This is a genomic window from Streptomyces sp. NPDC007872, from assembly GCF_042868165.1.
Taxonomy (GTDB): domain Bacteria; phylum Actinomycetota; class Actinomycetes; order Streptomycetales; family Streptomycetaceae; genus Streptomyces.
Window position 1 is genome coordinate 459,604 of record NZ_JBIAEA010000002.1, and the last position, 22,915, is coordinate 482,518.

Annotated in this window: 25 protein-coding genes and 2 pseudogenes; 14 read left to right on the forward strand and 13 right to left on the reverse strand. The window is 71.6% G+C overall.

Annotated elements, in window-relative coordinates; all coding sequences use genetic code 11:
* Positions 1–1,305 carry a hemolysin family protein gene (locus ACFYNX_RS07200; RefSeq protein WP_365538141.1) on the forward strand — a complete coding sequence of 435 codons (1,305 nt, stop codon included), beginning with the start codon at positions 1–3 and terminating at the stop codon, positions 1,303–1,305.
* Between the two features lie 16 nt (positions 1,306–1,321).
* Positions 1,322–1,675 (forward strand): MmcQ/YjbR family DNA-binding protein, encoded by a 354-nt coding sequence (locus tag ACFYNX_RS07205; RefSeq protein WP_365538139.1) that lies wholly within the window; start codon positions 1,322–1,324, stop codon positions 1,673–1,675.
* 25 nt (positions 1,676–1,700) lie between these two features.
* Here the strand turns inward: ACFYNX_RS07205 and ACFYNX_RS07210 are convergent, their stop codons facing one another.
* Positions 1,701–3,110, reverse strand: a complete 1,410-nt coding sequence (locus ACFYNX_RS07210; RefSeq protein ID WP_388658578.1) for an MFS transporter — start codon at positions 3,108–3,110, stop codon at positions 1,701–1,703.
* 207 nt (positions 3,111–3,317) lie between these two features.
* Between ACFYNX_RS07210 and ACFYNX_RS07215 the strand changes: the two genes are divergently transcribed.
* From ACFYNX_RS07215 to era, 3 genes are read left to right on the forward strand one after another with little or no spacing between them, the layout of a single operon-like run.
* Positions 3,318–4,136 carry a helix-turn-helix transcriptional regulator gene (locus ACFYNX_RS07215; protein WP_125659268.1) on the forward strand — a complete coding sequence of 273 codons (819 nt, stop codon included), beginning with the start codon at positions 3,318–3,320 and terminating at the stop codon, positions 4,134–4,136.
* 42 nt (positions 4,137–4,178) lie between these two features.
* A complete protein-coding gene (locus ACFYNX_RS07220) occupies positions 4,179–4,541 on the forward strand; it encodes a cytidine deaminase (protein ID WP_365538134.1) in 363 nt (120 codons plus the stop codon).
* A 60-nt stretch (positions 4,542–4,601) separates the two neighbouring features.
* Positions 4,602–5,552, forward strand: coding sequence for a GTPase Era (gene era / locus ACFYNX_RS07225; protein WP_388658581.1), 951 nt, complete (start codon positions 4,602–4,604; stop codon positions 5,550–5,552).
* A gap of 142 nt (positions 5,553–5,694) precedes the next feature.
* On the opposite strand, the gene ACFYNX_RS07230 is transcribed toward era, so the two are convergent.
* Positions 5,695–5,964 carry a protealysin inhibitor emfourin gene (locus ACFYNX_RS07230; protein WP_388658583.1) on the reverse strand — a complete coding sequence of 90 codons (270 nt, stop codon included), beginning with the start codon at positions 5,962–5,964 and terminating at the stop codon, positions 5,695–5,697.
* 20 nt (positions 5,965–5,984) lie between these two features.
* Positions 5,985–7,037, reverse strand: coding sequence for a M4 family metallopeptidase (locus ACFYNX_RS07235; protein WP_388658586.1), 1,053 nt, complete (start codon positions 7,035–7,037; stop codon positions 5,985–5,987).
* Between the two features lie 293 nt (positions 7,038–7,330).
* Here ACFYNX_RS07235 and leuA point away from each other — a divergent pair, with 293 nt between their 5' ends.
* The gene (leuA, locus tag ACFYNX_RS07240) at positions 7,331–9,103 is read left to right on the forward strand and encodes a 2-isopropylmalate synthase (RefSeq protein ID WP_388658588.1); all 1,773 of its coding nucleotides are present in this window, start codon (positions 7,331–7,333) and stop codon (positions 9,101–9,103) included.
* 244 nt (positions 9,104–9,347) lie between these two features.
* A complete protein-coding gene (locus tag ACFYNX_RS07245; RefSeq protein ID WP_365538121.1) occupies positions 9,348–10,040 on the forward strand; it encodes a TerB family tellurite resistance protein in 693 nt (230 codons plus the stop codon).
* 85 nt (positions 10,041–10,125) lie between these two features.
* On the opposite strand, the gene ACFYNX_RS07250 is transcribed toward ACFYNX_RS07245, so the two are convergent.
* The 3 genes and pseudogenes from ACFYNX_RS07250 to ACFYNX_RS07260 all read right to left on the reverse strand — a co-directional run.
* Complete coding sequence (locus ACFYNX_RS07250; RefSeq protein WP_388658590.1) at positions 10,126–11,496, reverse strand: FAD-dependent oxidoreductase; 1,371 nt, start codon at positions 11,494–11,496, stop codon at positions 10,126–10,128.
* Positions 11,497–11,546: 50 nt separating this feature from the next.
* Positions 11,547–11,750: pseudogene (locus ACFYNX_RS07255) on the reverse strand (DUF397 domain-containing protein); the annotation flags it as partial.
* A 129-nt stretch (positions 11,751–11,879) separates the two neighbouring features.
* Positions 11,880–12,236 (reverse strand): annotated as a pseudogene (locus tag ACFYNX_RS07260) (multiprotein-bridging factor 1 family protein); the annotation flags it as partial.
* Positions 12,237–12,353: 117 nt separating this feature from the next.
* On the opposite strand from ACFYNX_RS07260, the gene ACFYNX_RS07265 reads away from it, so the two are divergent.
* The 5 genes from ACFYNX_RS07265 (at position 12,354) to ACFYNX_RS07285 (ending at position 15,019) form a co-directional block, all read left to right on the forward strand.
* Positions 12,354–12,590, forward strand: a complete 237-nt coding sequence (locus ACFYNX_RS07265; RefSeq protein WP_237528760.1) for a hypothetical protein — start codon at positions 12,354–12,356, stop codon at positions 12,588–12,590.
* On the forward strand, positions 12,587–12,802 hold the full coding sequence (locus ACFYNX_RS07270) for a hypothetical protein (protein WP_125659207.1): 216 nt from the start codon (positions 12,587–12,589) through the stop codon (positions 12,800–12,802). Before ACFYNX_RS07265 ends, ACFYNX_RS07270 begins: the two co-directional genes overlap by 4 nt.
* 88 nt (positions 12,803–12,890) lie before the next feature.
* The gene (gene recO / locus ACFYNX_RS07275) at positions 12,891–13,640 is read left to right on the forward strand and encodes a DNA repair protein RecO (protein WP_121829452.1); all 750 of its coding nucleotides are present in this window, start codon (positions 12,891–12,893) and stop codon (positions 13,638–13,640) included.
* A gap of 23 nt (positions 13,641–13,663) precedes the next feature.
* Positions 13,664–14,488: an isoprenyl transferase gene (locus ACFYNX_RS07280; RefSeq protein ID WP_109186119.1), complete on the forward strand. Its 825-nt coding sequence runs from the start codon at positions 13,664–13,666 to the stop codon at positions 14,486–14,488.
* Between the two features lie 24 nt (positions 14,489–14,512).
* Positions 14,513–15,019 (forward strand): YcxB family protein, encoded by a 507-nt coding sequence (locus ACFYNX_RS07285; protein ID WP_388658594.1) that lies wholly within the window; start codon positions 14,513–14,515, stop codon positions 15,017–15,019.
* A gap of 79 nt (positions 15,020–15,098) precedes the next feature.
* On the opposite strand, the gene ACFYNX_RS07290 is transcribed toward ACFYNX_RS07285, so the two are convergent.
* From ACFYNX_RS07290 to ACFYNX_RS07305, 4 genes are all read right to left on the reverse strand, one after another.
* Positions 15,099–15,509 (reverse strand): transcriptional repressor, encoded by a 411-nt coding sequence (locus ACFYNX_RS07290; protein ID WP_365538108.1) that lies wholly within the window; start codon positions 15,507–15,509, stop codon positions 15,099–15,101.
* A 72-nt stretch (positions 15,510–15,581) separates the two neighbouring features.
* Positions 15,582–16,490 (reverse strand): metal ABC transporter permease, encoded by a 909-nt coding sequence (locus ACFYNX_RS07295; protein WP_388659743.1) that lies wholly within the window; start codon positions 16,488–16,490, stop codon positions 15,582–15,584.
* The gene (locus tag ACFYNX_RS07300; RefSeq protein WP_388658597.1) at positions 16,487–17,263 is read right to left on the reverse strand and encodes a metal ABC transporter ATP-binding protein; all 777 of its coding nucleotides are present in this window, start codon (positions 17,261–17,263) and stop codon (positions 16,487–16,489) included. Before ACFYNX_RS07300 ends, ACFYNX_RS07295 begins: the two co-directional genes overlap by 4 nt.
* 26 nt (positions 17,264–17,289) lie before the next feature.
* Positions 17,290–18,285 carry a metal ABC transporter substrate-binding protein gene (locus tag ACFYNX_RS07305; protein ID WP_388658600.1) on the reverse strand — a complete coding sequence of 332 codons (996 nt, stop codon included), beginning with the start codon at positions 18,283–18,285 and terminating at the stop codon, positions 17,290–17,292.
* 176 nt (positions 18,286–18,461) lie between these two features.
* Between ACFYNX_RS07305 and ACFYNX_RS07310 the strand changes: the two genes are divergently transcribed.
* Positions 18,462–19,844 carry a glycine--tRNA ligase gene (locus ACFYNX_RS07310; RefSeq protein ID WP_365538098.1) on the forward strand — a complete coding sequence of 461 codons (1,383 nt, stop codon included), beginning with the start codon at positions 18,462–18,464 and terminating at the stop codon, positions 19,842–19,844.
* Positions 19,845–19,958: 114 nt separating this feature from the next.
* Here ACFYNX_RS07310 and ACFYNX_RS07315 read toward each other — a convergent pair whose 3' ends face one another.
* The 3 genes from ACFYNX_RS07315 to ACFYNX_RS07325 all read right to left on the reverse strand — a co-directional run bounded on the left by ACFYNX_RS07315 (position 19,959) and on the right by ACFYNX_RS07325 (position 22,502).
* Positions 19,959–20,669 carry a VC0807 family protein gene (locus ACFYNX_RS07315; protein ID WP_388658603.1) on the reverse strand — a complete coding sequence of 237 codons (711 nt, stop codon included), beginning with the start codon at positions 20,667–20,669 and terminating at the stop codon, positions 19,959–19,961.
* 149 nt (positions 20,670–20,818) lie between these two features.
* Entirely contained in the window at positions 20,819–21,406 is a 588-nt protein-coding gene (locus ACFYNX_RS07320; protein ID WP_125659183.1) for a TetR family transcriptional regulator, read from the reverse strand.
* A 37-nt stretch (positions 21,407–21,443) separates the two neighbouring features.
* A complete protein-coding gene (locus ACFYNX_RS07325; protein WP_388658606.1) occupies positions 21,444–22,502 on the reverse strand; it encodes an aldo/keto reductase in 1,059 nt (352 codons plus the stop codon).
* Positions 22,503–22,687: 185 nt separating this feature from the next.
* Between ACFYNX_RS07325 and ACFYNX_RS07330 the strand changes: the two genes are divergently transcribed.
* Positions 22,688–22,891: a DUF6243 family protein gene (locus tag ACFYNX_RS07330; RefSeq protein WP_388658608.1), complete on the forward strand. Its 204-nt coding sequence runs from the start codon at positions 22,688–22,690 to the stop codon at positions 22,889–22,891.
* The last annotated feature ends 24 nt before the right edge of the window (positions 22,892–22,915 follow it).

Below are 22,915 nucleotides of genomic sequence, written 5' to 3' on the forward strand. Positions count from 1 at the left end.
ATGGACGTCTCGCTGATCCTCGGGGCGGTCGCCCTGGTCGTCGTGGCCTGGCTCGCCGCCTGTGCCGAGGCCGGTCTCGCCCGGATCTCCAGCTTCCGCGCCGCCGAGGCCGTACGGTCCGGGCGGCGCGGAGCCGAGAAGCTCGCCCGGGTCGCCTCCGACCCGACCCGCTACCTCAACGTGGCGCTGCTGGTCCGCGTCGCCTGCGAGATGGCGGCCGGCGTCCTCGTCACGTACGCCTGCCTGGAGGCCTTCCCGGAGACCTGGGAGGCGCTCCTCGTCGCCATCGCCGTCATGGTCCTCGTCTCGTACGTGGCCGTCGGCGTCTCGCCGCGCACCATCGGCCGCCAGCACCCGCTGAACACGGCGACGGCCGCCGCGTACGTCCTGGTGCCGCTGGCCCGGATCATGGGCCCGATCCCGCAGCTCCTGATCCTCATCGGCAACGCGCTCACCCCCGGCAAGGGCTTCCGCAAGGGTCCCTTCGCCTCCGAGGCCGAGCTGCGGGCCCTGGTCGACCTCGCCGAGCAGGAGTCGCTGATCGAGGACGACGAGCGCCGCATGGTGCACTCCGTCTTCGAGCTGGGCGACACCCTCGTGCGCGAGGTGATGGTGCCCCGCACCGACCTGATCTGCATCGAGCGGTACAAGACCGTCCGCCAGGCCCTCACCCTCGCGCTGCGCTCCGGCTTCTCCCGGATCCCGGTCACCGGCGAGAACGAGGACGACATCGTCGGCATCGTGTACCTCAAGGACCTGGCCCGCCGGACCCACGTCAACCGGGAGTCGGAGTCCGACCTGGTGTCGACCGCGATGCGGCCCGCCGCCTTCGTGCCGGACACCAAGAACGCCGGCGACCTGCTGCGCGAGATGCAGCAGGAGCGCAACCACGTCGCCGTCGTCGTCGACGAGTACGGCGGCACGGCCGGCATCGTCACCATCGAGGACATCCTGGAGGAGATCGTCGGCGAGATCACCGACGAGTACGACCGGGAGCTGCCGCCCGTCCAGGAGCTCGGCGACGACCGGTACCGGGTGACCGCCCGCCTCGACATCGGGGACCTCGGCGAGCTCTACGGCCTGGGCCCCGACGAGTACGACGACGAGGACGTGGAGACCGTCGGCGGCCTGCTCGCCAAGGCCCTGGGCCGCGTCCCGATCTCGGGCGCGAAGTCCGTCGTGGAGCTGCCCGACGGGCGCTCGCTGCGGCTGACCGCCGAGTCCCCGGCCGGTCGCCGGAACAAGATCGTCACCGTGCTCGTGGAACCGGTGGAGCCGGTCGGAGCGGAGAAGGAGCCCGAGTGACCACCGAGGAGACCGAGTGACCCCCGAAGAGCTGCGCGCCCTCTGCCTGGAGTTCAACGACGCGACGGAGGAGTTCCCCTTCGGCCCGGAGACCTCCGTCTTCAAGGTGGCCGGGAAGCTGTTCGCGCTCTCGTCGCTCGACTCCGAGCCGCTGAAGGTCAACCTCAAGTGCGACCCGGAGGAGGCCGTGCGGCTCCGCGAGGAGCACCCGGCGATCGTCCCCGGCTACCACATGAACAAGCGGCACTGGAACACCGTGACCGTCGACCAGCTCCCGGACCGCACGGTCCGGGAGCTGGTCGAGGACTCGTACGACCTCGTCGTCGCGGGCCTGCCGAAGGCGGTGCGGCTCCGCCTCGACCGCCCCTGACCCCGGGCCGGGGCCCGGCCCCGGCTCAGGACCGGCGCCGCAGGCCCAGGCCGACGACCAGCGCCGTGCCGAGCACGATCGCCGCGTCCAGGGCGAGGACCGTGCGGACGCCCCCGTACAGGTCCCCGCCCGTCGTGGCGAGCACCCCGAGCAGCGGGATCCCGACCGTGAGGCCGACCTGCTGGGTGGTGGTCACCAGGCCGGTCGCCAGGCCCTGTTCCCCGTCGGGGACGCCGGAGGTGACGGTCAGGCCGTACGAGATGATCGCGCCCAGGTGGCACATGGAGGCCAGCGAGACCGCGACCGTCGCCAGGACCGCGCCCGAGTCCTCCGAGACGCCGAGCAGGGCGGCCGTCAGCAGGCCCTGGCCGACGAGCGAGGCCACCAGGGTGCGGCGGGCGCCGATCCGGCCGATCAGCCTCGGCGCGAACGTCCCGGCGACGACCGAGAGCACGCCCTGCACCCCGAAGACCAGACCGGTGGCGAAGGCCGAGAGGCCCAGGGTGTCCTGGAGGTACAGGGTCAGGACGAAGACGACGGTCGACATCATCGAGAAGGTGACGAGCCCGCCCAGGTTGCCGAAGGCGATCGTGCCCCGCCGCAGCATCGGCAGCGACACCAGCGGGGCCGCGTGCCGGGACTCGACCCGCACGAAGACCGCGAGCAGCAGCACGCCCGCCAGCAGCGTGATCCGCACGTCCGTGCCGCCGAAGCCGTGCTCGGCCGCCGTCGACAGGGCGTAGATCAGGGCGAGCAGGCCGCCGGTGACGGTGACCGCGCCGGGCACGTCGAGCCGGGGCCGGTCCGGGGTGCGGGACTCGGGCAGCAGGCCCGGCGCCAGCGGCAGCACGACCAGGGTGAAGACGGCGAGCAGGCCCATCGTGGAGCGCCAGCCCAGGGTGTCGGTCATGACCCCGCCGAGCACCATGCCGATGGTGAAGCCCAGCGAGAGCAGGGTGCCGGAGATGCCCAGCGCCCGGTCCCGCAGCGGCCCCTCCGGGAAGGTGGTCGTCAGGAGGGACATGCCGGTGGGCACGATCGCGGCGGCGCCCAGGCCCTGGAGGGCGCGCCCGGTGAGGAAGGCGGCCGGGTTCCAGGCGAGGGTGGCGAGCAGCGAGGCGGCGCCGAAGACGGCGAGCCCGGCGAGGAAGAGCCGCTTGCGCCCGTAGAGGTCGCCGATCCGCCCGAAGAGCAGCAGGAAGCCGCCGGAGGGCAGGGCGAAGGCGGTGACGGCCCACTGGAGGGCCGACCGGTCGAGACCGAGGTCGGCGCCGAGGACGGGCAGCGCCACGTTCAGCACGGAGAAGTCGAGCGCCACCATGAACTGGGCGGCGCACAGCACGAAGAGGACGAGCCGGTCGCGCCGGCCGAGGACCGGGGGAGCGGGGGGCGCGGTCGCGCCGGAGGACGGAGAGGAAGGGGTCAGCGTTGCCATGCCCCCACCCTGGGCGCGCGGGAACAAGCCTGGGGAGCGGGAACTTATCCTGTTGGTCGCACCACCAGGCGACGGGCGTCCGGGCACCACCGGGCATCCGGGCCGGTCGCACCACCAGGCGTCCAGGGGGAGGAAGCACACGTGGTCACCGCTGCCGAGGGCACCGACGCGAAGCGGCACCGCCTCGGTGAACTGCGCGAGTTCCTGATGAGCCGTCGTGCCCGGGTCAGCCCGGCCGAGGCGGGCCTGCCGGACGGCGGCCGCCGCCGCACCCCGGGCCTGCGCCGCGAGGAGGTCGCCGTCCTCGCGGGCGTCGGGGTCTCCTGGTACCAGTGGTTGGAGCAGGGCAGGGACATCACGGTCTCGCCCCAGGTCCTGGACTCGGTGGCGCGGGTGCTGCGCCTGAGCCCGGCCGAGCGGCGCCACCTGTACGTCCTGGCGGGTCTGAACCCGCCGGCCCTGGAGGCGGCCCCGGAGGACCGGGACATGTGCCAGGGCCTGCGGCGGCTGATCGACGCGTGGATGCCGTTCCCGGCGCACATCATGGACGTGTACTGGAACACGGTCCTGTACAACGACGCGGCGTCGATCGTGCTCGGGATGCGTCCGGACATCTCCCAGAACTGCCTGGTCGCCTTCTTCACCGACCCGCTGTACCGGGCCCGGATGGGCCACTGGGAGGAGCTGGCGCCCAAGGTGGTCGCGCAGTTCCGGTCGGCCTGCTCGGAGTGCCCCGACGACGAGGGCTTCCGGGCGGTGGTCGAGGAGGCCAAGGCGCGCAGCGCCGAGTTCGCGGAGCTGTGGGAGCGGCAGGACATCCTGCCGGGCGGCCAGAACCGCAAGGAGATGGAGCACCCGCTGGTCGGCACGCTGGTCGTCGAGGCGACCCAGCTCCGGGTCCCGGCCCGCCCCGACCTGGTCATCGTGATGCACACCCCGCTCCCGGAGGCCGACACGGCCGCGAAGCTGGAGTGGCTGGTCTCCCCGGAGGGGCGGCGCGGGGCGATGTACCCGGTGGCGGGCTGAGGCCCCGTACGGGACGCGCCGGGCCCCGCCTATGCTCGGTCCATGACACTCAGCAGCGAGCACGGCGACCTCGGCGCCGAGGACCTCAAGATCATCACCCTCGCGCGGAGCGCCCGGGCCCGCAACGGCGTGGCCGAGGGCGCGGCCGTGCGCGACGAGACCGGCCGGACCTACGTGGCCGGGACCGTGGCCCTCGACTCGCTGAAGCTGAGCGCCCTGCGGACCGCCGTCGCGATGGCGGTGGCCAGCGGCGCCGAGTCCCTGGAGGCGGCGGCCGTCGTGACCACCGCCGAGGCGCCCTCGGACGAGGACCGCGCGGCCGTGCGGGACCTCGGAGGGCCGCAGACGCCGGTCCTGCTCGCGGGCCCGGACGGGCGGCTGCGGCACGCCGTCACGGCCGGCTGAGACCCCCGTGGCGAGCCCCCGCGGGCTCTGGGTGCATGGCGCGGGCGCTCATCGGGGACAATGGCCCCCATGAGCGCTCGCAACCAAGAAACCGAAGCCGTCCACCGGGCCGGCTTCGCCTGCTTCGTCGGCCGCCCCAACGCGGGCAAGTCCACCCTCACGAACGCTCTGGTCGGCCAGAAGGTGGCCATCACCTCGAACCGGCCGCAGACCACCCGGCACACCGTCCGGGGCATCGTGCACCGCCCGGACGCGCAGTTGATCCTGGTCGACACCCCCGGCCTCCACAAGCCGCGCACCCTCCTGGGCGAGCGGCTCAACGACGTCGTGCGCACCACGTGGGCCGAGGTCGACGTGATCGGCTTCTGCCTGCCCGCCGACCAGAAGCTCGGCCCCGGCGACCGCTTCATCGCCAAGGAACTGGCGGAGATCAAGAAGACCCCCAAGGTCGCGATCATCACCAAGACCGACCTGGTCGACTCCAAGACGCTCGCCGAGCAGCTCATCGCCGTCGACCAGCTCGGCAGGGAGCTGGGCTTCGAGTGGCAGGAGATCGTCCCCGTCTCGGCCGTCGGCGACAAGCAGGTCCAGCTCGTCGCGGACCTGCTCATCCCGTTGCTCCCCGAGTCCCCGCCGCTCTACCCGGAGGGCGACCTCACGGACGAGCCCGAGCAGGTCATGGTCGCGGAGCTGATCCGCGAGGCCGCGCTCGAAGGCGTGCGGGACGAGCTGCCGCACTCCATCGCGGTGGTCGTGGAGGAGATGATCCCCCGCGAGAACCGCCCGGCGGACCGGCCGCTGCTCGACATCCACGCCAACGTGTACATCGAGCGCCCCAGCCAGAAGGGCATCATCATCGGCCCCAAGGGCAGCCGCCTCAAGGAGGTCGGCATGAAGTCCCGCAAGCACATCGAGGCCCTCCTCGGCACCCCGGTCTTCCTCGACCTCCACGTGAAGGTCGCGAAGGACTGGCAGCGGGACCCGAAGCAGTTGCGGAAGCTGGGTTTCTAGGGCGACCGACCACCGTCCGGCCGGAGGCCGGCGCAGCCGTGCGGAGCCCGTGAGGCCCCCTGGGGCCGAACGGCGCGAGGACGGCACGGAGGAGGGGTCCCGAAGCGGCTCCGGAAGCTCGGCTTCCAAGACCCGCAAGCAGTCACGCGCCTTCCTTGAGGACCCTCGTGATGAGGGTCCTCTGCGCTTCCGTCAGGTCCGGGTCGCCGCAGCGGACCGTGCGGCCGTCGATCGTGATCTCGTACGAGAAGCCGTCCGGGACGCGGGAGCGGTCGCCGTCCCCGCCGGCCGTCGTGAGGACCGCCCCCGCCAGGGCGGTCCACTCCCCGGCGTCGGAGCGGCCCGCGGTGTCCACCTCCGCCGACCGCTCGATGCCCGCGAAACCGCCCGTGCGCCGCACTCGAATCCGCATGAGCCCTTCCCTACCCCGGCTCAGTCCACCGGCACGCCCACGGCGGCCCAGGACTTCAGGACGGCCTGGATCTCCGCCCCGTCGCCGTACCGGTCCTTCGCCGCCTTCGCCGTCGCCGCCGCGAACTCGGCGAAGCGGGTCTCCGGGGTGAGGGCGCCGCCGGTCATCACGTCGTACCAGATCTGCCCGGCCCGCTCCCAGGCGTTGCCGCCCAGCTCGGTCGCCGCCAGGTAGAAGGCGTGGTTGGGGATGCCGGAGTTGATGTGCACCCCGCCGTTGTCGCCGCTCGTGCGGACGTAGTCGTCCATGTGGGCGGGCTGCGGGTCCTTGCCGAGGACGTCGTCGTCGTACGCCGTGCCCGGGGCCTTCATGGAGCGCAGTGCCCTGCCCCGCACGTCCGGGTGGAAGAGGCCCTCGCCGATGAGCCAGTCCGCCGCCTCGGCGCCCTGCCCGAGGGCGTACTGCTTCACGAGGGAGCCGAAGACGTCCGAGACCGACTCGTTGAGGGCGCCGGACTGGCTGAAGTACTCCAGGTTCGCCGTGTACTGGGTGAAGCCGTGGGCCAGTTCGTGGCCGATGACGTCCACGGGCAGGGTGAAGTCGAGGAAGATCTCGTCGTCGCCGTCCCCGAACACCATCTGCTCGCCGTTCCAGAAGGCGTTGGCGTAGTTCCGGTCGTAGTGGACGGAGGCGGTCAGCGGGAGTCCGGAGCCGTCGATCGAGTCGCGCCCGAAGGCGTGCAGGAAGAGGTCGAAGGTGGCGCCGAGGCCCGCGTACGCGCGGTTCACGGAGGCGTCGGGGGTCGCCGCCCCGCCCTCGGCGCGGACCTCCGTGCCCGGCAGGTCGGTGCCGTGCCGGCAGTCGTGGACGGTGCGGTGCGGCCCGGCGGCGGCGCGGGGGGCGGCCGTCGGGGGAGAGCCCGGCCGGGGCAGCGCCCGGGCGGAGCGGGCCGAGGCGTCCGCGGCCAGGGTGCGGCGGGCGGCGGCGGCCACGGCGGCGTTGGAGGACCGGGCCAGGTGCTCCAGGAGGTGCGGCGGCACGATCGAACAGAAGACGGGCGTGTGTGCGCTCATTCCAGCAATGTGGCAGCGCGTGACGGGCCTGTCACTAGGAGAGACGGTGATTGGCGAAATGGAGTGATCCGTCACTGTTCGAGTTTGATTCCGCGGCCGTCCCGCATACTGGAACGGGACGTCCGCTTCCACGTCCCTGGGCTAAGCTGCGGCACATCATGCGTTTCGGGCTGCTTCTCCTTAGCTGCCGCGGCGAGGGCCTGTAGTCGTAGGCCGACCCCCTCCCCGCGGGACCTGGTGTTGCGTTCGACAGTCGGCCGTCCTCCCCCGCTGGACCCGAGGAGCCCTACGCAATGTCGCAGTCCCCGTTCATCGGCCGCCCCACGCCCGTCACCAACGAGACGCCGCTGCAGAAGCCGTCCGGGATGCCGATCCACAAGTACGGCCGGTACGAGGCCGTCGAGATCCCCGACCGCACCTGGCCCGACCGGCGCATCACCCAGGCCCCCCGCTGGCTGTCCACCGACCTGCGCGACGGCAACCAGGCCCTGATCGACCCGATGTCCCCGGCCCGCAAGCGCGAGATGTTCGACCTGCTCGTACGCATGGGCTACAAGGAGATCGAGGTCGGCTTCCCGTCCTCCGGCGAGACCGACTTCGCGTTCGTGCGCTCCATCATCGAAGAGGGCGCGATCCCGGACGACGTCACCATCTCCGTCCTGACCCAGGCCCGCGAGGACCTGATCGAGCGGACCGTGGAGTCCCTGGTCGGCGCCAGGCGCGCCACCGTCCACCTGTACAACGCCACCGCGCCCACCTTCCGCCGGGTCGTCTTCCGCGGCTCGAAGGAGGACATCAAGCAGATCGCCGTGGACGGCACGCGCCTGGTGATGGAGTACGCGGAGAAGCTGCTGGGCCCGGAGACGACCTTCGGCTACCAGTACAGCCCCGAGATCTTCACCGACACCGAGCTGGACTTCGCCCTGGAGGTCTGCGAGGCCGTCTGCGACGTCTGGCAGCCCGGTCCGGGCCGCGAGATCATCCTCAACCTGCCCGCCACCGTGGAGCGTTCGACGCCGTCCACGCACGCGGACCGGTTCGAGTGGATGTCCCGGAACCTGACCCGCCGGGAGTACGTCTGCCTGTCCGCCCACCCGCACAACGACCGCGGCACCGCCGTGGCGGCGGCCGAGCTGGCCGTCATGGCCGGCGCCGACCGCGTCGAGGGCTGCCTGTTCGGCCAGGGCGAGCGCACCGGCAACGTCGACCTGGTGACCCTGGGCATGAACCTGTTCAGCCAGGGCGTCGACCCGCAGATCGACTTCTCGCAGATCGACGAGATCCGCCGCACCAGCGAGTACTGCAACCAGATGGAGGTCCACCCGCGCCACCCCTACGCGGGCGACCTGGTCTACACCGCCTTCTCCGGCTCCCACCAGGACGCCATCAAGAAGGGCTTCGACGCCATGGAGGCCGACGCGGCCGCGCGGGGCAAGACGGTGGACGACATCGAGTGGGCGGTCCCGTACCTGCCGATCGACCCCAAGGACGTCGGCCGCTCCTACGAGGCCGTCATCCGGGTCAACTCGCAGTCCGGCAAGGGCGGCATCGCGTACGTCCTGAAGAACGACCACAAGCTGGACCTGCCCCGCCGGATGCAGATCGAGTTCTCCCGGATCATCCAGCAGAAGACCGACAGCGAGGGCGGCGAGGTCACGCCGGCCGCGATCTGGTCCGTCTTCCAGGACGAGTACCTGCCCAACCCGGACGACTCCGCGGCTCGCTGGGGTCGCATCCAGCTCCGCTCCGGCCAGACCACGTCCGACACCGACGGCACGGACACGCTGACCGTCGAGGCGGTCGTGGACGGCGTCGACACCGTCCTGACCGGCTCCGGCAACGGCCCGATCTCGGCCTTCTTCGCCGCCCTGCAGGCCGTCGGCGTCGACGCCCGCCTGCTGGACTACCAGGAGCACACGATGAGCGAGGGCGCCTCCGCGCAGGCCGCCTCGTACATCGAGTGCGCCATCGACGGCAAGGTCCTGTGGGGCATCGGCATCGACGCCAACACGACCCGCGCCTCCCTGAAGGCGGTCATCTCGGCGGTCAACCGCTCCGCCCGCTGACCTGCCCCGACCCCGCCGCCCCGCACCCTCCCGGAGAGTGCGGGGCGGTGTCGTGTCCGGGCCCCCACAACGACGAGGAGGCGCCTGCGGGACCACTCGGGAGGGTGATCTCGCGGTAGTCGAACGGTGACGTGTCTCGGCCATCTCCACGGTGAACTGACGACGGGGTACTGACGCCACATCACGGATGTGGTTAACATCACGCCCACGCCGGCAGCGCAGCCGGGGCGTCGAGGAGGTGCGTATGCGGTCTGCCCGGAATGCACGTGGTGGGAAAGTGGGCATCTGCGGGGTCCGCACCTCCTGGAACACCGTGGGGGACGGCGAGTTCTTCTGCGAGGAGTGCGGGGGCGACCGCAACTACCGGCGGCGCACCGGCCGCCGCAGGTTCGCCGTCCTGGGCGTCCCCGTCCTGCCCCGGGGCTGTACGGGCCCGGTCGTCGAGTGCGCGGCCTGTCACACGCACTTCGGTACGGAGGTGCTCGACCGCCCGACGACCAGCCGCTTCTCCGCGATGCTGCGGGACGGCGTGCACACCGTCGCCCTGGCCGTCCTCTCGGCCGGCGGCACCGACTCCCGCGCGGTCCTGGACCGGGCCGTCAGCGCGGTCCGGTCGGCCGGCTTCGCCGAGTGCACGGCCGTCCAGCTCGTCGACCTCGTGGAGGCCCTGGAGGCCGACACGGGCCGCTTCATGCCCGAGGTGAACCCCGAGGGCACGCTCCTCGCGATCGAGCTCCACGAGGCCCTGGAGCCGCTCGCCCCGCACCTGGCCCCCTCCGGGCGGGAGTCGATCCTCGTCCAGGCCGCCCGGATCGCCCTCGCCGACGGCCCGTACCGCCCGGCCGAGATGGAGGTCCTCGGCACCGTCGGCAACGCGCTCTCGCTGCCCCCGGACGACACCGTCCGGCTGCTCACCTCCGCGCGCACGGTCTCCTGAGGCCGGGAAAAGTCAGAAGAAACGACTCCGCGGGGGCCCGGATTCCGTCCGGACCCCCGCGGAGTCGTGTCGTTCAGCCGCGTCGTTACTTGATCGCGCCGCTCGCGCGCAGCATGTCCTCGCGCTCCACGATCTTCACGCGCTCGCGGCCCTGCGGCTCGCCGAGCGCCTTCTCGGCGGCGTCCAGGGCGTACCAGCCCTCCCACGTCGTGTACGTGATGCCCTTGCCCTCCAGGAAGGCCACGACCGCGTCCGTCTCCGGGGCGGCCGGGTCGAGCAGGCGCCCGTTCGCGAAGTCGTCCAGGAGGTTCGCCACGGTCTCGTTGGCGTCGCCCTTGGTGTGGCCGATGAGGCCGACCGGGCCGCGCCGGATCCAGCCGGTCACGTAGGTCGACGCCAGGTGCTCGCCGTTCTCCTGGATCACCCGGCCGCCCTGGTCCGGGACGGTGCCGCTGACGGCGTCCCACGGGAGCTTGGGCAGCTCGTCCGAGAGGTAGCCGACCGCGCGGTAGACGGCCTGGACGTCCCAGTCGGTGGTCTGGCCGGTGCCCTTGACGTTGCCGGTGCCGTCCAGCTCGGTGCGCTCGGTGCGCAGGCCGACGACCTTGCCGTCCTCGCCGAGGACCTCGACCGGGGACTCGAAGAAGTGCAGGAAGAGCTTGTGCGGGCGGTCGCCGATGTCGCGGATCGCCCAGTTCTCCAGGGTCTTCGCGACCATGTCGGTCTGCTTGTTCTTGCGGCGGTCCGCGATCGAGCCCTCGTCGTAGTCGATGTCCTCGGGGTTGACGATGACCTCGATGGTGGGGGAGTGGTCCAGCTCGCGCAGCTCCATGGGGCTGAACTTCGCCTGCGCCGGGCCGCGGCGGCCGAAGACGTGGACTTCGAGGGCCTTGTTGGCCTTCAGGCCCTCGTAGACGTTGGCCGGGATCTCGGTCGGCAGCAGCTCGTCCGCCGTCTTCGCCAGGATGCGGGCGATGTCGAGCGCCACGTTGCCGACGCCGAGGACGGCGACCTTCTCGGCCGACAGGTCCCAGGTGCGCGGGACGTCCGGGTGGCCGTCGTACCAGGAGGCGAAGTCGGCGGCGCCGAGGCAGCCGTCCAGCTCCACGCCGGGGATCCTCAGCTCGCGGTCCGCCATGGCGCCGGTCGAGAAGACCACGGCGTCGTAGAAGGAGCGCAGGTCGTCCAGGTGCACGTCGGTGCCGTAGTCGACGTTGCCGAACAGGCGGACCTGCGGCTTGTCGAGGACCTGGTGCAGCGCGGTGATGATGCCCTTGATGCGCGGGTGGTCGGGGGCGACGCCGTAGCGGATGAGGCCGAAGGGCGCCGGCATCCGCTCGAAGATGTCGATCGACACGCCCGGCTCGGCGGCGGCCTCGGACTTCAGCAGCGCATCGGCGGCGTAGATTCCGGCGGGGCCGGCGCCGACGATCGCGACCCGGAGGGGGCGGGGCATGACTGGGTTCCCTTCGCAGCGACATGGCGGCGAAGCCGCCGACACTTAGGTCACCCTAAATAATGCACGACCCGGAGCGGTACCCCGCCCCTGTCTATGAGGTCATAAGGCTGGCTTATGACTTCCCAAGGGGGCGCTTGGGGGGCATCCGGCCGGGTACCCACGAAGGCCGCCCAGGCGCCGGCCCGCACCACGAGGACGGGACCGGGGTTCTTGCCGTCCCGGACGGGGGTGACGCCTGGGACGTGGGCGGTGACGTCGACGCGGTCGCCGACCGCGCGGCGCCGCGGTCGCCAGTGCCCACCGCTTCCGGGCCAGGGTCGGGAAGTGCTCCAGTGGCTCGACCGTGGTGGCTGCGCCGACCGCGGAGGCGCGTGCCGCGTTCTCGGGCGGCTCGCCGTCCGGAGCGGGCCCGGCATGGCCGTCGGGGCGAACTCGCAGATCCTGGTCGCCAACCGCTCCAGCTCCGCGACCGCGTGGAAATGAGACGCGTACGGCGACTTGTCGATGAGTTTTCGCCGCGCTCATTCGAAAATACCGCCGGTTTGTAGGACCTCGTCGATTCTTTTCGCGACGTCCAGTCGTGGTTTTCGAATTCCCTGCTCGAACGGGCCGATGTAGGCACCCGAAACGAACACCCGTCCGCCCGGTTCGCCCCGTGAGAGCCCCGCCACCTCTCTGCGCTCCTCCAGGAGTTCCCCGAAGGGCTCCCGCGCGTCCTGCCGCTTGCCTCTGGCCATGGATTAACTCCCCTGCCCTACCCGGCAGTTGCACGGCGTGCGCAACTGCCGATTCTACGGATCAGGGGTCACCCTGGAGAGGCGAAGCAGGAAATGGATTGAGAAAGGCATACGTTGGTGAAGGAAGACATCACGAAGGCGTCCACCGGGACGATCGGAGCCGCGCAAGAGGCGGTGGCGGAATTGCGCGAGGCGCTCGCGAGCGCGGGAATCACCCTTCCCTCGCTCGGCCTCGACGTCGTCACCCTCGCCGCCGATCCCCCGAGGCCGCTCGTGGAATTGGGATGCTGCACGGTGGAAACGGCCCGGCTCCTCGCCGCCGCCGTACTGCCGAGGGAGGAGAGTCGATCGTGACGCTGCCCATCGGGTCGTACGTCGTCGAGATCCGCACCGGACGGGTCGGGAGGCTCATGGGACGCGAGGGGCCCTACGTCCAGGTCCGCCCGCTGGGCGGCGGGCGCGAGTGGGACGTGGACCCCGAGGGGGTGCGGGAGGCGACCTCGGCCGAGCGGCTGAGCGCCACCACCGCGCACGTCAACGCCCGCAGCCGGGGCGAGGTGCCTTGAGCGGCGGCGGGGCCCCGTAGACCTCCCGTACGGCGCCGGCGCCCGGCCCCGGGCCCGGCTGTCGGTGCCGTACGGGAGAATGGGCCGCATGAGTCTGTTCCGCGACGACGGCATCGTGCTGCGCACCCAGAAGCTGGGTGAAGCGGACCGCATCATCACGATCCTCACGCGCGGACACGGGCGCGTACGCGCCGTGGCGCGGGGCGTGCGGCGCACGAAGTCGAAGTTCGGGGCCCGGCTCGAACCCTTCTCCCACGTGGACGTGCAGTTCTTCGCCCGGGGGAGCGAGCTGATCGGGCGCGGCCTTCCGCTCTGCACACAGAGCGAGACCATCGCCGCGTACGGCGGCGGGATCGTCACCGACTACGCCCGCTACACCGCCGGCACGGCCATGCTGGAGACGGCCGAGCGGTTCACCGACCACGAGGGCGAGCCGGCCGTCCAGCAGTACCTGCTGCTCGTCGGGGGCCTGCGGACCCTCGCCCGGGGCGAGCACGCCCCCCACCTGATCCTGGACGCCTTCCTGCTGCGCTCCCTCGCCGTGAACGGCTACGCGCCCAGCTTCGAGGACTGCGCCAAGTGCGGACTCCAGGGGCCGAACCGGTTCTTCTCGGTCGCGGCGGGCGGAGTCATATGCGGCGACTGCCGCGTGCCCGGAAGCGTCGTACCCTCTGCGGAGGCCATCGGCCTGCTCAGCGCGCTGCTCACCGGCGACTGGGCGACGGCGGACGCGTGCGAGCCGCGTCACGTCAGGGAGGGCAGCGGGCTCGTCTCCGCCTACCTGCACTGGCACCTGGAGCGCGGCCTGCGCTCGCTGCGATACGTAGAGAAGACCTAGGTAGGAGATCCATCGCCATGGCCATCGCACGACGCGGAATCCTCGGGCGGCAGCGCCGGGAGTACAAGCTCCCCGAGCCGCACCCGTCCGGCGCCCGCCCGCCGAAGCTCCCGGCCGAGCTGGTGCCGAACCACGTGGCCTGCGTGATGGACGGGAACGGCCGCTGGGCCAAGGAGCGCGGCCTGCCGCGCACCGAGGGCCACAAGGTCGGCGAGGGCGTCGTCCTCGACGTGCTCAAGGGCTGCCTGGAGATGGGCGTCAAGAACCTCTCCCTCTACGCCTTCTCCACCGAGAACTGGAAGCGCTCGCCCGACGAGGTCCGCTTCCTCATGAACTTCAACCGGGACGTCATCCGCCGCCGCCGCGACGAGATGGACGAGCTGGGCATCCGCATCCGCTGGGTCGGCCGCATGCCCAAGATGTGGAAGTCGGTCGTCCAGGAGCTCCAGATCGCCCAGGAGCAGACCGTCGGCAACGACGCCATGACCCTGTACTTCTGCGTCAACTACGGCGGCCGCGCCGAGGTCGCGGACGCGGCGCAGGCCATCGCCCGGGACGTGGCGGCCGGGAAGCTGGACCCGTCGAAGGTCAACGAGAAGACCTTCCAGAAGTACCTGTACTACCCGGACATGCCGGACGTGGACCTCTTCCTGCGTCCCAGCGGCGAGCAGCGCACCTCCAACTACCTCATCTGGCAGAGCAGCTACGCCGAGATGATCTTCCAGGACGTGCTGTGGCCGGACTTCGACCGCCGCGACCTGTGGCGCGCCTGCGTCGAGTACGCCTCCCGCGACCGCCGCTTCGGCGGCGTCGACCCGGCCGACATGGCCGTCCTCGACAAGGGCTGAGGCGCGGTGAGGGGGGAGGAACCGATGGAGCTGGCCTACTCGGCCGACTTCGGCGAGGTGCACGAGGCGGTGCGGGCCCGGCTGCGGGCCACCCGCTGGTGGCCGCTGATGCGGTGGACCGCGTACGGGGGCTGCGCGCTCGCCGTCCTCGTCGCCGTCCTGTCCCTGCTGCCGCCCGCTCCGGAGCCCGGTGCGGCGGCCCTGCTGACCGCTCTCGGGGCGGTGGCCGTGACATGCGCCGAGCTGATCCCGTGGGCGACCGCCCGGAGCCTCTACCGGCTGATCGGCGCCCAGGGCGAGGCCAGGGCCTTCGTGGACGAGGACGGGGCCCGGTGGACCTCCCGGGACACCGAGACCGCGATCCGGTGGGCGCTGCTCTCCCGGTACGCGGAGACGCCCCGGCTCTTCGTCCTCTTCACGGACCGCACGTCCGGCACGGGCTTCGCCTACCTGCCCAAGCGGGGCCTGGCCGACGCGGCCGACGCCGACCGGCTCCGGGCGCTCCTGGACCGGCACGCCGCGCGGGCGTGACGTACGGGCACGGCACGCGGGAGGGCCCGCACCGGAACCGTCCGGTGCGGGCCCTCCCGCGTGCTCCACGTATGTCAGGTCACTTCCCGGCGCACTCCGCGCACGTCCCGAAGATCTCCACCGTGTGCGCCACGTTCACGAAGCCGTGCTCCGCGGCGACGGCCTCGGCCCACTGCTCCACCATCGGGCCCTCCACCTCCACGGCCTTGCCGCAGACGCGGCAGACCAGATGGTGGTGGTGGTCGCCGGTCGAGCAGCGGCGGTAGACCGTCTCGCCGTCACTGGTGCGCAGCGCGTCGACCTCGCCCGCGTCCGCCAGGGACTGGAGCGTGCGGTAGACGGTGGTGAGGCCGACCGAGTCGCCGCGGTGCTTGAGCATGTCGTGCAGCTCCTGGGCGCTGCGGAACTCGTCCACCTCGTTCAGTGCCGCCGACACGGCGGCCCGCTGCCTGGTCGAGCGGCCGCGTACGGGGGGTCCTGCCGTCACCACGGGGGCCTCCTTGGATGCTTGTCTGCCCCCGCCATTCTGCCAGCCCCCCGTGCCCCCGGGTTCTGTCGTGGCTCACACCTTCGCGTCGTCGCCCGGCCGCCGCCCGGCCGGGACCCGTACGTCGCAGGCCGCCGGGTCCGCCGCGTCCGCCCCGACCGCCCGCGCCCGCCGCCTCGCGAGCGGCGTGGCGAGCGCCGTGAGCAGGACGAAGACCCCGATCGCGTACAGCACGATCGTCGCGCCGGGCGGGGCCTCCACGTAGTACGTGGTGATCGTGCCCGACAGGGAGACGGCGACGCCGATGAGGACCGCGCCGATGAACGTGGCGCGGAAGGAGCGGGTGAGCTGCTGGGCCGCCGCGACCGGGACCACCATGAGCGCGCTGACCAGGAGCAGGCCCACGACCCGCATGGCGACGGTGACGGTCACCGCGGCCGTGACGGCGATCAGCAGGTTCAGGGCGCGCACCGGCAGGCCGGTGACCCGGGCGAACTCCTCGTCCTGGCTGACCGCGAAGAGCCGGCGGCGCAGGCCGACCGTGACCAGGACCACGAAGGCCGCCAGGACCGAGATCGCGGTGACGTCCGCCGGCGAGACCGTGGTCAGCGAGCCGAAGAGGTAGGAGGTGAGGTTGGCGTTCGAGCCGGTCGGCGAGAGGTTGATCAGCAGGACGCCGCCCGCCATGCCGCCGTAGAAGAGCAGAGCGAGCGCCAGGTCGCCGCGGGTCTTGCCGTACGCCCGGATCAGCTCCATCGCGACCGAGCCGGCGACGGCGACGAGGGTCGCCATCCAGATCGGGCTGGAGTTCAGCAGGAAGCCCAGGCCGACGCCGGTCATGGCGACGTGCCCGATGCCGTCGCCCATCAGCGCCTGGCGGCGCTGGACGAGGTAGACGCCGACGGCGGGGGCGGTGACGCCGACCAGGAGGGCGGCGATCAGCGCCCGCTGCATGAAGGCGGGTTCGAGGAATTCCATGATCAGGTCAGCAGTCCCGTGCGGAGCGGCTCGCCGGCCGCGTGCGGATGTACGTGGTCGTGGCCGGGCAGGGCGTGCTGTCCGACGGCCTCGGGCGGCGGCCCGTCGTGGACGACGCAGCCGTCGCGCAGGACCACGGCCCGGTCGATCAGCGGCTCCAGGGGGCCCAGCTCGTGCAGGACGAGGAGGACGGTGGCGCCGCCCGCGACCTGCTCGCGCAGGGTCGCGGCCAGGATCTCCTGGCTGGCGAGGTCCACGCCCGCCATCGGCTCGTCCATGATCAGGAGTTCGGGTTCGGAGGCCAGCGCGCGGGCGATCAGGACCCGCTGGTGCTGGCCGCCGGAGAGGGCGTCCACGGAGTCCCCGGCCCGGTTGGCGAGGCCGACGAGGGCGATGGCCCGCTCGACGGCGGCCCGGTCGGTCCTGGAGAGCCGGCCGAACCGGCGGCGGGAGAGGCGGCCCGAGGTGACGACCTCGCGGATGGTGGCGGGGACGCCGCTCGCGGCGGTGGTGCGCTGCGGCACGTACCCGACGCGGGCCCAGTCGCGGAACCGCCTCCGCTCGGTGCCGAACAGCTCGATCGTGCCGCCGGTCAGCGGCACCTGGCCGATGACGGAGCGGACGGCGGTGGACTTGCCGGAGCCGTTGGCGCCGAGCAGCGCGACGACCTCACCGCGGTGGACGGTGAGGTCGACGCCCCGGAGGACGGGCCGGCCGCCGAGGGCCGCGGTGGCTCCGCGGACGGAGATGACGGGTGTCGCTGCGGGTTCCCGGTCCATGGGCCGTACCTCCTGCTGTGCCGTGGTCACTTGGCGCCGAGGGCCTTCTTCAGCGCGGTGAGGTTGGAGCGCATGACCTCGATGTAGTCGCCGCCCCGGGACTTGTCCGTGATGCCCTCCAGCGGGTCGAGCACGTCGGTCTTCAGACCGGTGTCGCCCGCGAGGGTCTTCGCCGTCCTGTCGCTCGCCAGGGTCTCGAAGAAGACGGTGGAGACCTTGTCCTTGGCCGCGATCTCCTGGAGCTCCTTCATGCGGGCGGGGCTCGGCTCGGACTCGGGGTCGACGCCGGAGATGCCCTCCTGCTCCAGGTGGTAGCGCTCGGCGAGGTAGCCGAAGGCGGAGTGGGTGGTGATGAAGGTGCGGGTCGCGGTGTTCTTCAGGCCCGTCTCGAACTCGGTGTTCAGGTCGCCGAGCTTCTTCACCAGGGCGTCGGTGTTCTTCCTGTAGTCGGCGGCGTGGTCCGGGTCGGCCTTCTCGAAGGCGCTGCCGACGCCCTTGGCGACCTCGGCGTACTTCACGGGGTCGAGCCAGACGTGGGGGTCGGCGCCGGCCTCGGAGCCGTGGTCGTGACCCTCGTGGCCTTCTTCTTCGGCGTGCTCGTCCGCGTGCTCGTCGCCGTGGTCGTGGCCGACCTCGGTGCCGTGCGCTTCGAGCTTCGTGAGGGTCGCCGCGTCGATCGTGTTCTTGACGCCGGCCTGGGCGATGGCCTCGTCGACGGCGGGCTGGATGCCCTTGAGGTAGAGGATGACGTCGGCCTCGCCGAGCGCGCCGATCTGCTTCGGCTTGAGCTCCAGGTCGTGCGGCTCGACGCCGGGCTTCGTGAGCGTCTCGACGGCGACGTGGCCGCCGCCTATCCGCTCGGCCAGGTACTGCATCGGATAGAACGACGCCACCACGTCCAGCTTGCCGCCCTTGTCCCCGTCGGCGGCGTCGGAGGTCCCGGTGCAGGCGGAGAGGGAGACGAGGCCGAGCGCGACGGCTCCGGCGAGGGCGGTGGTGGGTATCAGGCGGCGTACGTTCATGACACTCATTTTCAACAAAACTGGAAACGGTTGTCAATTGCCTTCCGTGTGGCCCGACCCGCGTGACGCCCCGGCGGCCCTCGTGCCCCTCGTACCCGGAACCGATTTGATGCGGGGGGTACGGGCGCCGGTAACCTGTGGCATTCGCACTTCGTCGTCGTAATGAAGAGAGCACCGTGGCCGCCGACAAGATCGACACCATCGTCAGCCTGAGCAAGCGCCGTGGCTTCGTTTTTCCCTGCAGTGAGATCTACGGCGGTCAGCGCGCCGCCTGGGACTACGGGCACCTGGGCGTCGAGCTCAAGGAGAACATCAAGCGCCAGTGGTGGCGTTACATGGTCACCTCGCGCGAGGACGTCGTCGGCATCGACTCGTCGGTCATCCTGGCGACCGAGGTCTGGGAGGCGTCCGGTCACGTCGCCACCTTCACCGACCCGCTGACCGAATGCACCTCCTGCCACAAGCGCTTCCGCGCCGACCACCTGGAGGAGGCGTACGAGGAGAAGCACGGCCGTCTCCCCGAGAACGGCCTCGCCGACCTCAACTGCCCCAACTGCGGCAACAAGGGCACCTTCACCGAGCCGAAGAACTTCTCGGGCCTGCTCTCCACCCACCTCGGCCCGACCCAGGACAGCGGCTCCGTCGCGTACCTGCGCCCCGAGACCGCCCAGGGCATCTTCACCAACTTCGCCCAGGTGCAGACGACCGCGCGCAAGAAGCCCCCGTTCGGCATCGCGCAGATGGGCAAGTCCTTCCGGAACGAGATCACTCCGGGCAACTTCATCTTCCGCACCCGCGAGTTCGAGCAGATGGAGATGGAGTTCTTCGTCAAGCCGGGCGAGGACGAGGAGTGGCAGGAGTACTGGATGCAGCAGCGCTGGAACTGGTACACCGGCCTGGGCCTGCGCGAGGAGAACATGCGCTGGTTCGAGCACCCGCAGGAGAAGCTCTCCCACTACTCCAAGCGCACCGCCGACATCGAGTACCGCTTCTCCTTCGGCGGCAGCGAGTGGGGCGAGCTGGAGGGCGTCGCCAACCGCACGGACTACGACCTGAGCGCCCACTCCAAGGCCTCCGGCGCCAGCCTGACCTACCTGGACCAGGAGTCCAACGAGCGCTACACGCCCTACGTCATCGAGCCGGCGGCCGGTGTCGGCCGCACGATGCTGGCCTTCCTCCTCGACGCGTACACCGAGGACGAGGCCCCCAACGCCAAGGGCGTCATGGAGAAGCGCGTCGTGCTGCGCCTCGACCACCGCCTGGCCCCGGTCAAGGCCGCGGTCCTGCCGCTCTCCCGCAACCCGCAGCTCTCCCCGAAGGCCAAGGGCCTGGCGGCGGACCTGCGCCAGAACTGGAACATCGAGTTCGACGACGCCGGCGCCATCGGCCGCCGCTACCGCCGCCAGGACGAGATCGGCACCCCGTACTGCATCACCGTCGACTTCGACACCCTCGAGGACAACGCGGTGACCGTGCGCGAGCGCGACACCATGAAGCAGGAGCGCGTCTCCCTCGACCAGATCCAGGGCTACCTGGGCAGCCGCCTCCTCGGCTGCTGAGTCGCGACACCTCTGTACGGCGAAGCCCCCGGTTCCGGAACGACGGAACCGGGGGCTTTCCCGTGTGCGGAGTGCTGCGGAATGGTACGGAGTCGTGCGGGGTCATACGGGCCCTCAGGCCGCTGCCGCCGCCTCGGCCGCGGCCTGCCGCCGGGCCCCCTCGGCCGCCCGGCGCCTGCTGAACCAGGCCGTCCACAGCGCGAGCGCGCCGAGCGTGGCGTAGATCAGCACCGGGCTGAGCACGACCATGACCGAGGTGCTCAGGGCGTACGCCAGGACGATCCGGACCAGGGCCTCGGCGAGGTACCCCACGCCCCACACCAGGGTGATCGTGCGCATGGTGGAGCGGAAGCCGTCGAACTGCCAGAGCCCGTTCCACCAGGCCGCGGACTCCGGGGTGCCGTCGGTCGCGAACTTGCGCCCGAAGTAGAACATCAGCGGCCGGGGCGCGAGCAGGGTGGCCAGGCAGAGCAGCCCGAAGAGGCCGGTCACGCCCGAGTCCTTGATCAGCAGGGCGCGGGCGGTGTGCGCCCCGACCAGCGAGACCACGGCCGTGATCACCAGGAAGACGAGGGAGACGACCGCGAACTCGTCGACCTTGCGCCGCCAGGCGACCATGACCGCGCTGTCGAGCACCGGCCAGACGCCGCTGACGAGCAGGGCGCCGAACTCTGACCAGCCGTGGTCCTCGGTCAGGATGTCGTACGTGAGGATCGGCGCGACGACGTTGAGCCCGATGGTCAGGGCCCAGCCGATTGCCGCCGCACCCCCGGAACGGGCCGGGGGCCCGGGCCGCCCGGCCGGTGTCTGTTCGTGCGTGGACATGCGTTTCCCCCTGGACCCTGGACGCGGTGCTTCGCGGTGCGGTGCTCGGCGATGCGGGGGAACGCTATTCGGCCACCGGCCAGGGAACGGGAAAGTCCGCCCAAAATGATCTTCAATTCACGAGGACCGGCTCGCCGGGGAGGCTCCGGTCAGGCGCGCAGACCGCGCAGCAGCAGCCCCACCACGGCCTCGAACTCGGTCTCGATCGTGGGGCGCCGCCACTCCGGCGCGTAGGCCGGGTCGTGGAAGCGGGAGGTCGCGTCGAAGAGGGCGCGGGCCGTCGCGTCCGGGTCGGGGGCGGCGAACTCCGCCTCCCTGGCGCCCTCCTCGACGATCGACCGCACCTGGTCGATCAGGACGCCGATGTGCTGCTCGACCACCCCGCTGTTCTCGTCGATCAGCACGTTGTACGTGGCGAACAGCTCGGGGTCGTCGCCCGCCTTGTGCCGCTTGGCCTCGAAGAGGTGGGCGAACCAGGCGTGGAGCTTCTCCGGCGCCGGCCGGTCCGGGGACGCGGTCAGCTCGGCCAGGGCGGTCTCGGTGCGCGAGAGCCACCGCTCGGTCACCGCCTCGCGCAGCGCCGCCTTGGTGCGGAAGTGGCGGTAGACGCTGCCGTGGCTGACGCCGAGGACCCGGGCCACGTCCACGACGGTCGCCTTCGCCGGGCCGTAGCGCCGCAGCACCTCCTCGGTGGCTTCGAGGATGCGCTCTGCGGTCAGGGTCTCGGTGGCGGCCATGGAAGGACAGTACCCGTCGGTTCGGACCCGTCGGCTCTCACGGCCGCTCGCTGTCCAGGTGCTCCATCTGGGCCGCCGGATACCGCTCGCCGGCCGCCGCGCCCGCCGGGACGGCCTCCTCGATCGCGGCCAGGTCGGCGGCGTCGAGCGTGACGCCCAGGGCGCCGAGCGCCTCCGCGAGCCGGTCCCGGCGCCGGGCGCCGACCAGCGGGACGATGTCCGCGCCCCACCGCTCGGCCTGCGCCAGGACCCAGGCGATGGCGGTCTGCGCGACGGAGGCGTCCTTCGCCTCCGCGACCGTCCGCAGCCGGTCCACCAGGTCCAGGTTCCGCTGGAGGTTCTCGCCCTGGAAGCGCGGGCTCATGCCCCGGAAGTCGCCCGGCGCCAGCTCGCGGTCCCGGGTGAAGTGGCCGCTGATCAGACCGCGCGACAGGACGCCGTACGCCGTGATCCCGATGCCGAGTTCACGGGCGGTGGGCAGGATCTTCTCCTCGATCGACCGGGAGATCAGCGAGTACTCGATCTGGAGGTCCGAGATCGGGGTCACGGCCGCCGCCCGGCGCAGGGTGTCCGCGCCGACCTCGGAGAGCCCGACGTGCCGCACGTGTCCCGCCTCGACCAGCTCGGCGATGGCGCCGACGGTCTCCTCGATCGGGACGTCCGGGTCGACGCGGGCGATCCGGTAGACGTCGATGTGGTCGGTGCCCAGGCGCTGGAGCGAGTACGCCGCGAAGTTCTTCACGGCGGCCGGCCGGCCGTCGTAGCCGGTGAAGCCGCCCTCGACCGTGCGGAGCGCGCCGAACTTCACGCTGGTGAGGGCCTGCTCGCGAGCGGCGGCGGGGGCGGTCCGCAGGGCCTCCGCGATCAGGAGTTCGTTGTGTCCCATCCCGTAGAAGTCGCCGGTGTCCAGGAGGGTCACCCCGGCGTCCAGGGCGGCGTGGATCGTCGCGATCGACTCGGCGCGGTCGCTCTCGCCGTACAGCGCGGACATGCCCATGCAGCCGAGACCGAGGGCGGAGACCCGGGGACCGGTGGCGCCGAGCGGGCGGGTGGGGACGCGGTCGGGGGTGGGCGTGGGGTTCTGTGTCGTGGTCATGGTTCAACCATGGCATGAGCGATGACAGATTTCAATATCTGTCATTCCTTCGAGTGGTGCCGGGAAAACCGGGTGCAGCCGAGGGGCGGCCCGGGTAGCGTCCCCGGCATGTACTCGTTCTTCCAGATCTACGAGTGAGCGCCCGGCACGACCAGCCCAGTCCACCTCACTGACGGGAGAACCCCGTGGCGAAGAGCCGCAACAACCTCCTCGGCGTCGGCGGGCAGCGCAAGAAGCTGTCCCGCGCCGACCGGCAGGGCACCGGTCAGGGCCGCGACGCCGACCGGCGCGCGACCGACGACCGCAAGCAGGAGCTCCTGAAGAAGATGCGCGAACGCGCGCAGGGAGCCGACGACACCGAGCACGGCGAAAGCGCCGGCCAGGAGTAGCCGGAACGGACCGCGTCTCCGGCG

Bases quoted from the DNA above. Each gene is read 5' to 3' on its own strand.
- ACFYNX_RS07215 (WP_125659268.1), top strand. From the start codon at position 3,318: ATGAGCCGTCGTGCCCGGGTCAGCCCGGCCGAGGCGGGCCTGCCGGAC.
- ACFYNX_RS07230 (WP_388658583.1), bottom strand. From the start codon at position 5,964: ATGCGGATTCGAGTGCGGCGCACGGGCGGTTTCGCGGGCATCGAGCGG.
- ACFYNX_RS07300 (WP_388658597.1), bottom strand. From the start codon at position 17,263: ATGGACCGGGAACCCGCAGCGACACCCGTCATCTCCGTCCGCGGAGCC.
- leuA (WP_388658588.1), top strand. From the start codon at position 7,331: ATGTCGCAGTCCCCGTTCATCGGCCGCCCCACGCCCGTCACCAACGAG.
- ACFYNX_RS07315 (WP_388658603.1), bottom strand. From the start codon at position 20,669: ATGTCCACGCACGAACAGACACCGGCCGGGCGGCCCGGGCCCCCGGCC.
- recO (WP_121829452.1), top strand. From the start codon at position 12,891: ATGAGTCTGTTCCGCGACGACGGCATCGTGCTGCGCACCCAGAAGCTG.
- ACFYNX_RS07250 (WP_388658590.1), bottom strand. From the start codon at position 11,496: ATGCCCCGCCCCCTCCGGGTCGCGATCGTCGGCGCCGGCCCCGCCGGA.
- ACFYNX_RS07285 (WP_388658594.1), top strand. From the start codon at position 14,513: ATGGAGCTGGCCTACTCGGCCGACTTCGGCGAGGTGCACGAGGCGGTG.
- era (WP_388658581.1), top strand. From the start codon at position 4,602: ATGGCCCCCATGAGCGCTCGCAACCAAGAAACCGAAGCCGTCCACCGG.
- ACFYNX_RS07210 (WP_388658578.1), bottom strand. From the start codon at position 3,110: ATGGCAACGCTGACCCCTTCCTCTCCGTCCTCCGGCGCGACCGCGCCC.
- ACFYNX_RS07245 (WP_365538121.1), top strand. From the start codon at position 9,348: ATGCGGTCTGCCCGGAATGCACGTGGTGGGAAAGTGGGCATCTGCGGG.
- ACFYNX_RS07235 (WP_388658586.1), bottom strand. From the start codon at position 7,037: ATGAGCGCACACACGCCCGTCTTCTGTTCGATCGTGCCGCCGCACCTC.
- ACFYNX_RS07305 (WP_388658600.1), bottom strand. From the start codon at position 18,285: ATGAACGTACGCCGCCTGATACCCACCACCGCCCTCGCCGGAGCCGTC.
- ACFYNX_RS07325 (WP_388658606.1), bottom strand. From the start codon at position 22,502: ATGACCACGACACAGAACCCCACGCCCACCCCCGACCGCGTCCCCACC.
- ACFYNX_RS07220 (WP_365538134.1), top strand. From the start codon at position 4,179: ATGACACTCAGCAGCGAGCACGGCGACCTCGGCGCCGAGGACCTCAAG.
- ACFYNX_RS07320 (WP_125659183.1), bottom strand. From the start codon at position 21,406: ATGGCCGCCACCGAGACCCTGACCGCAGAGCGCATCCTCGAAGCCACC.
- ACFYNX_RS07200 (WP_365538141.1), top strand. From the start codon at position 1: ATGGACGTCTCGCTGATCCTCGGGGCGGTCGCCCTGGTCGTCGTGGCC.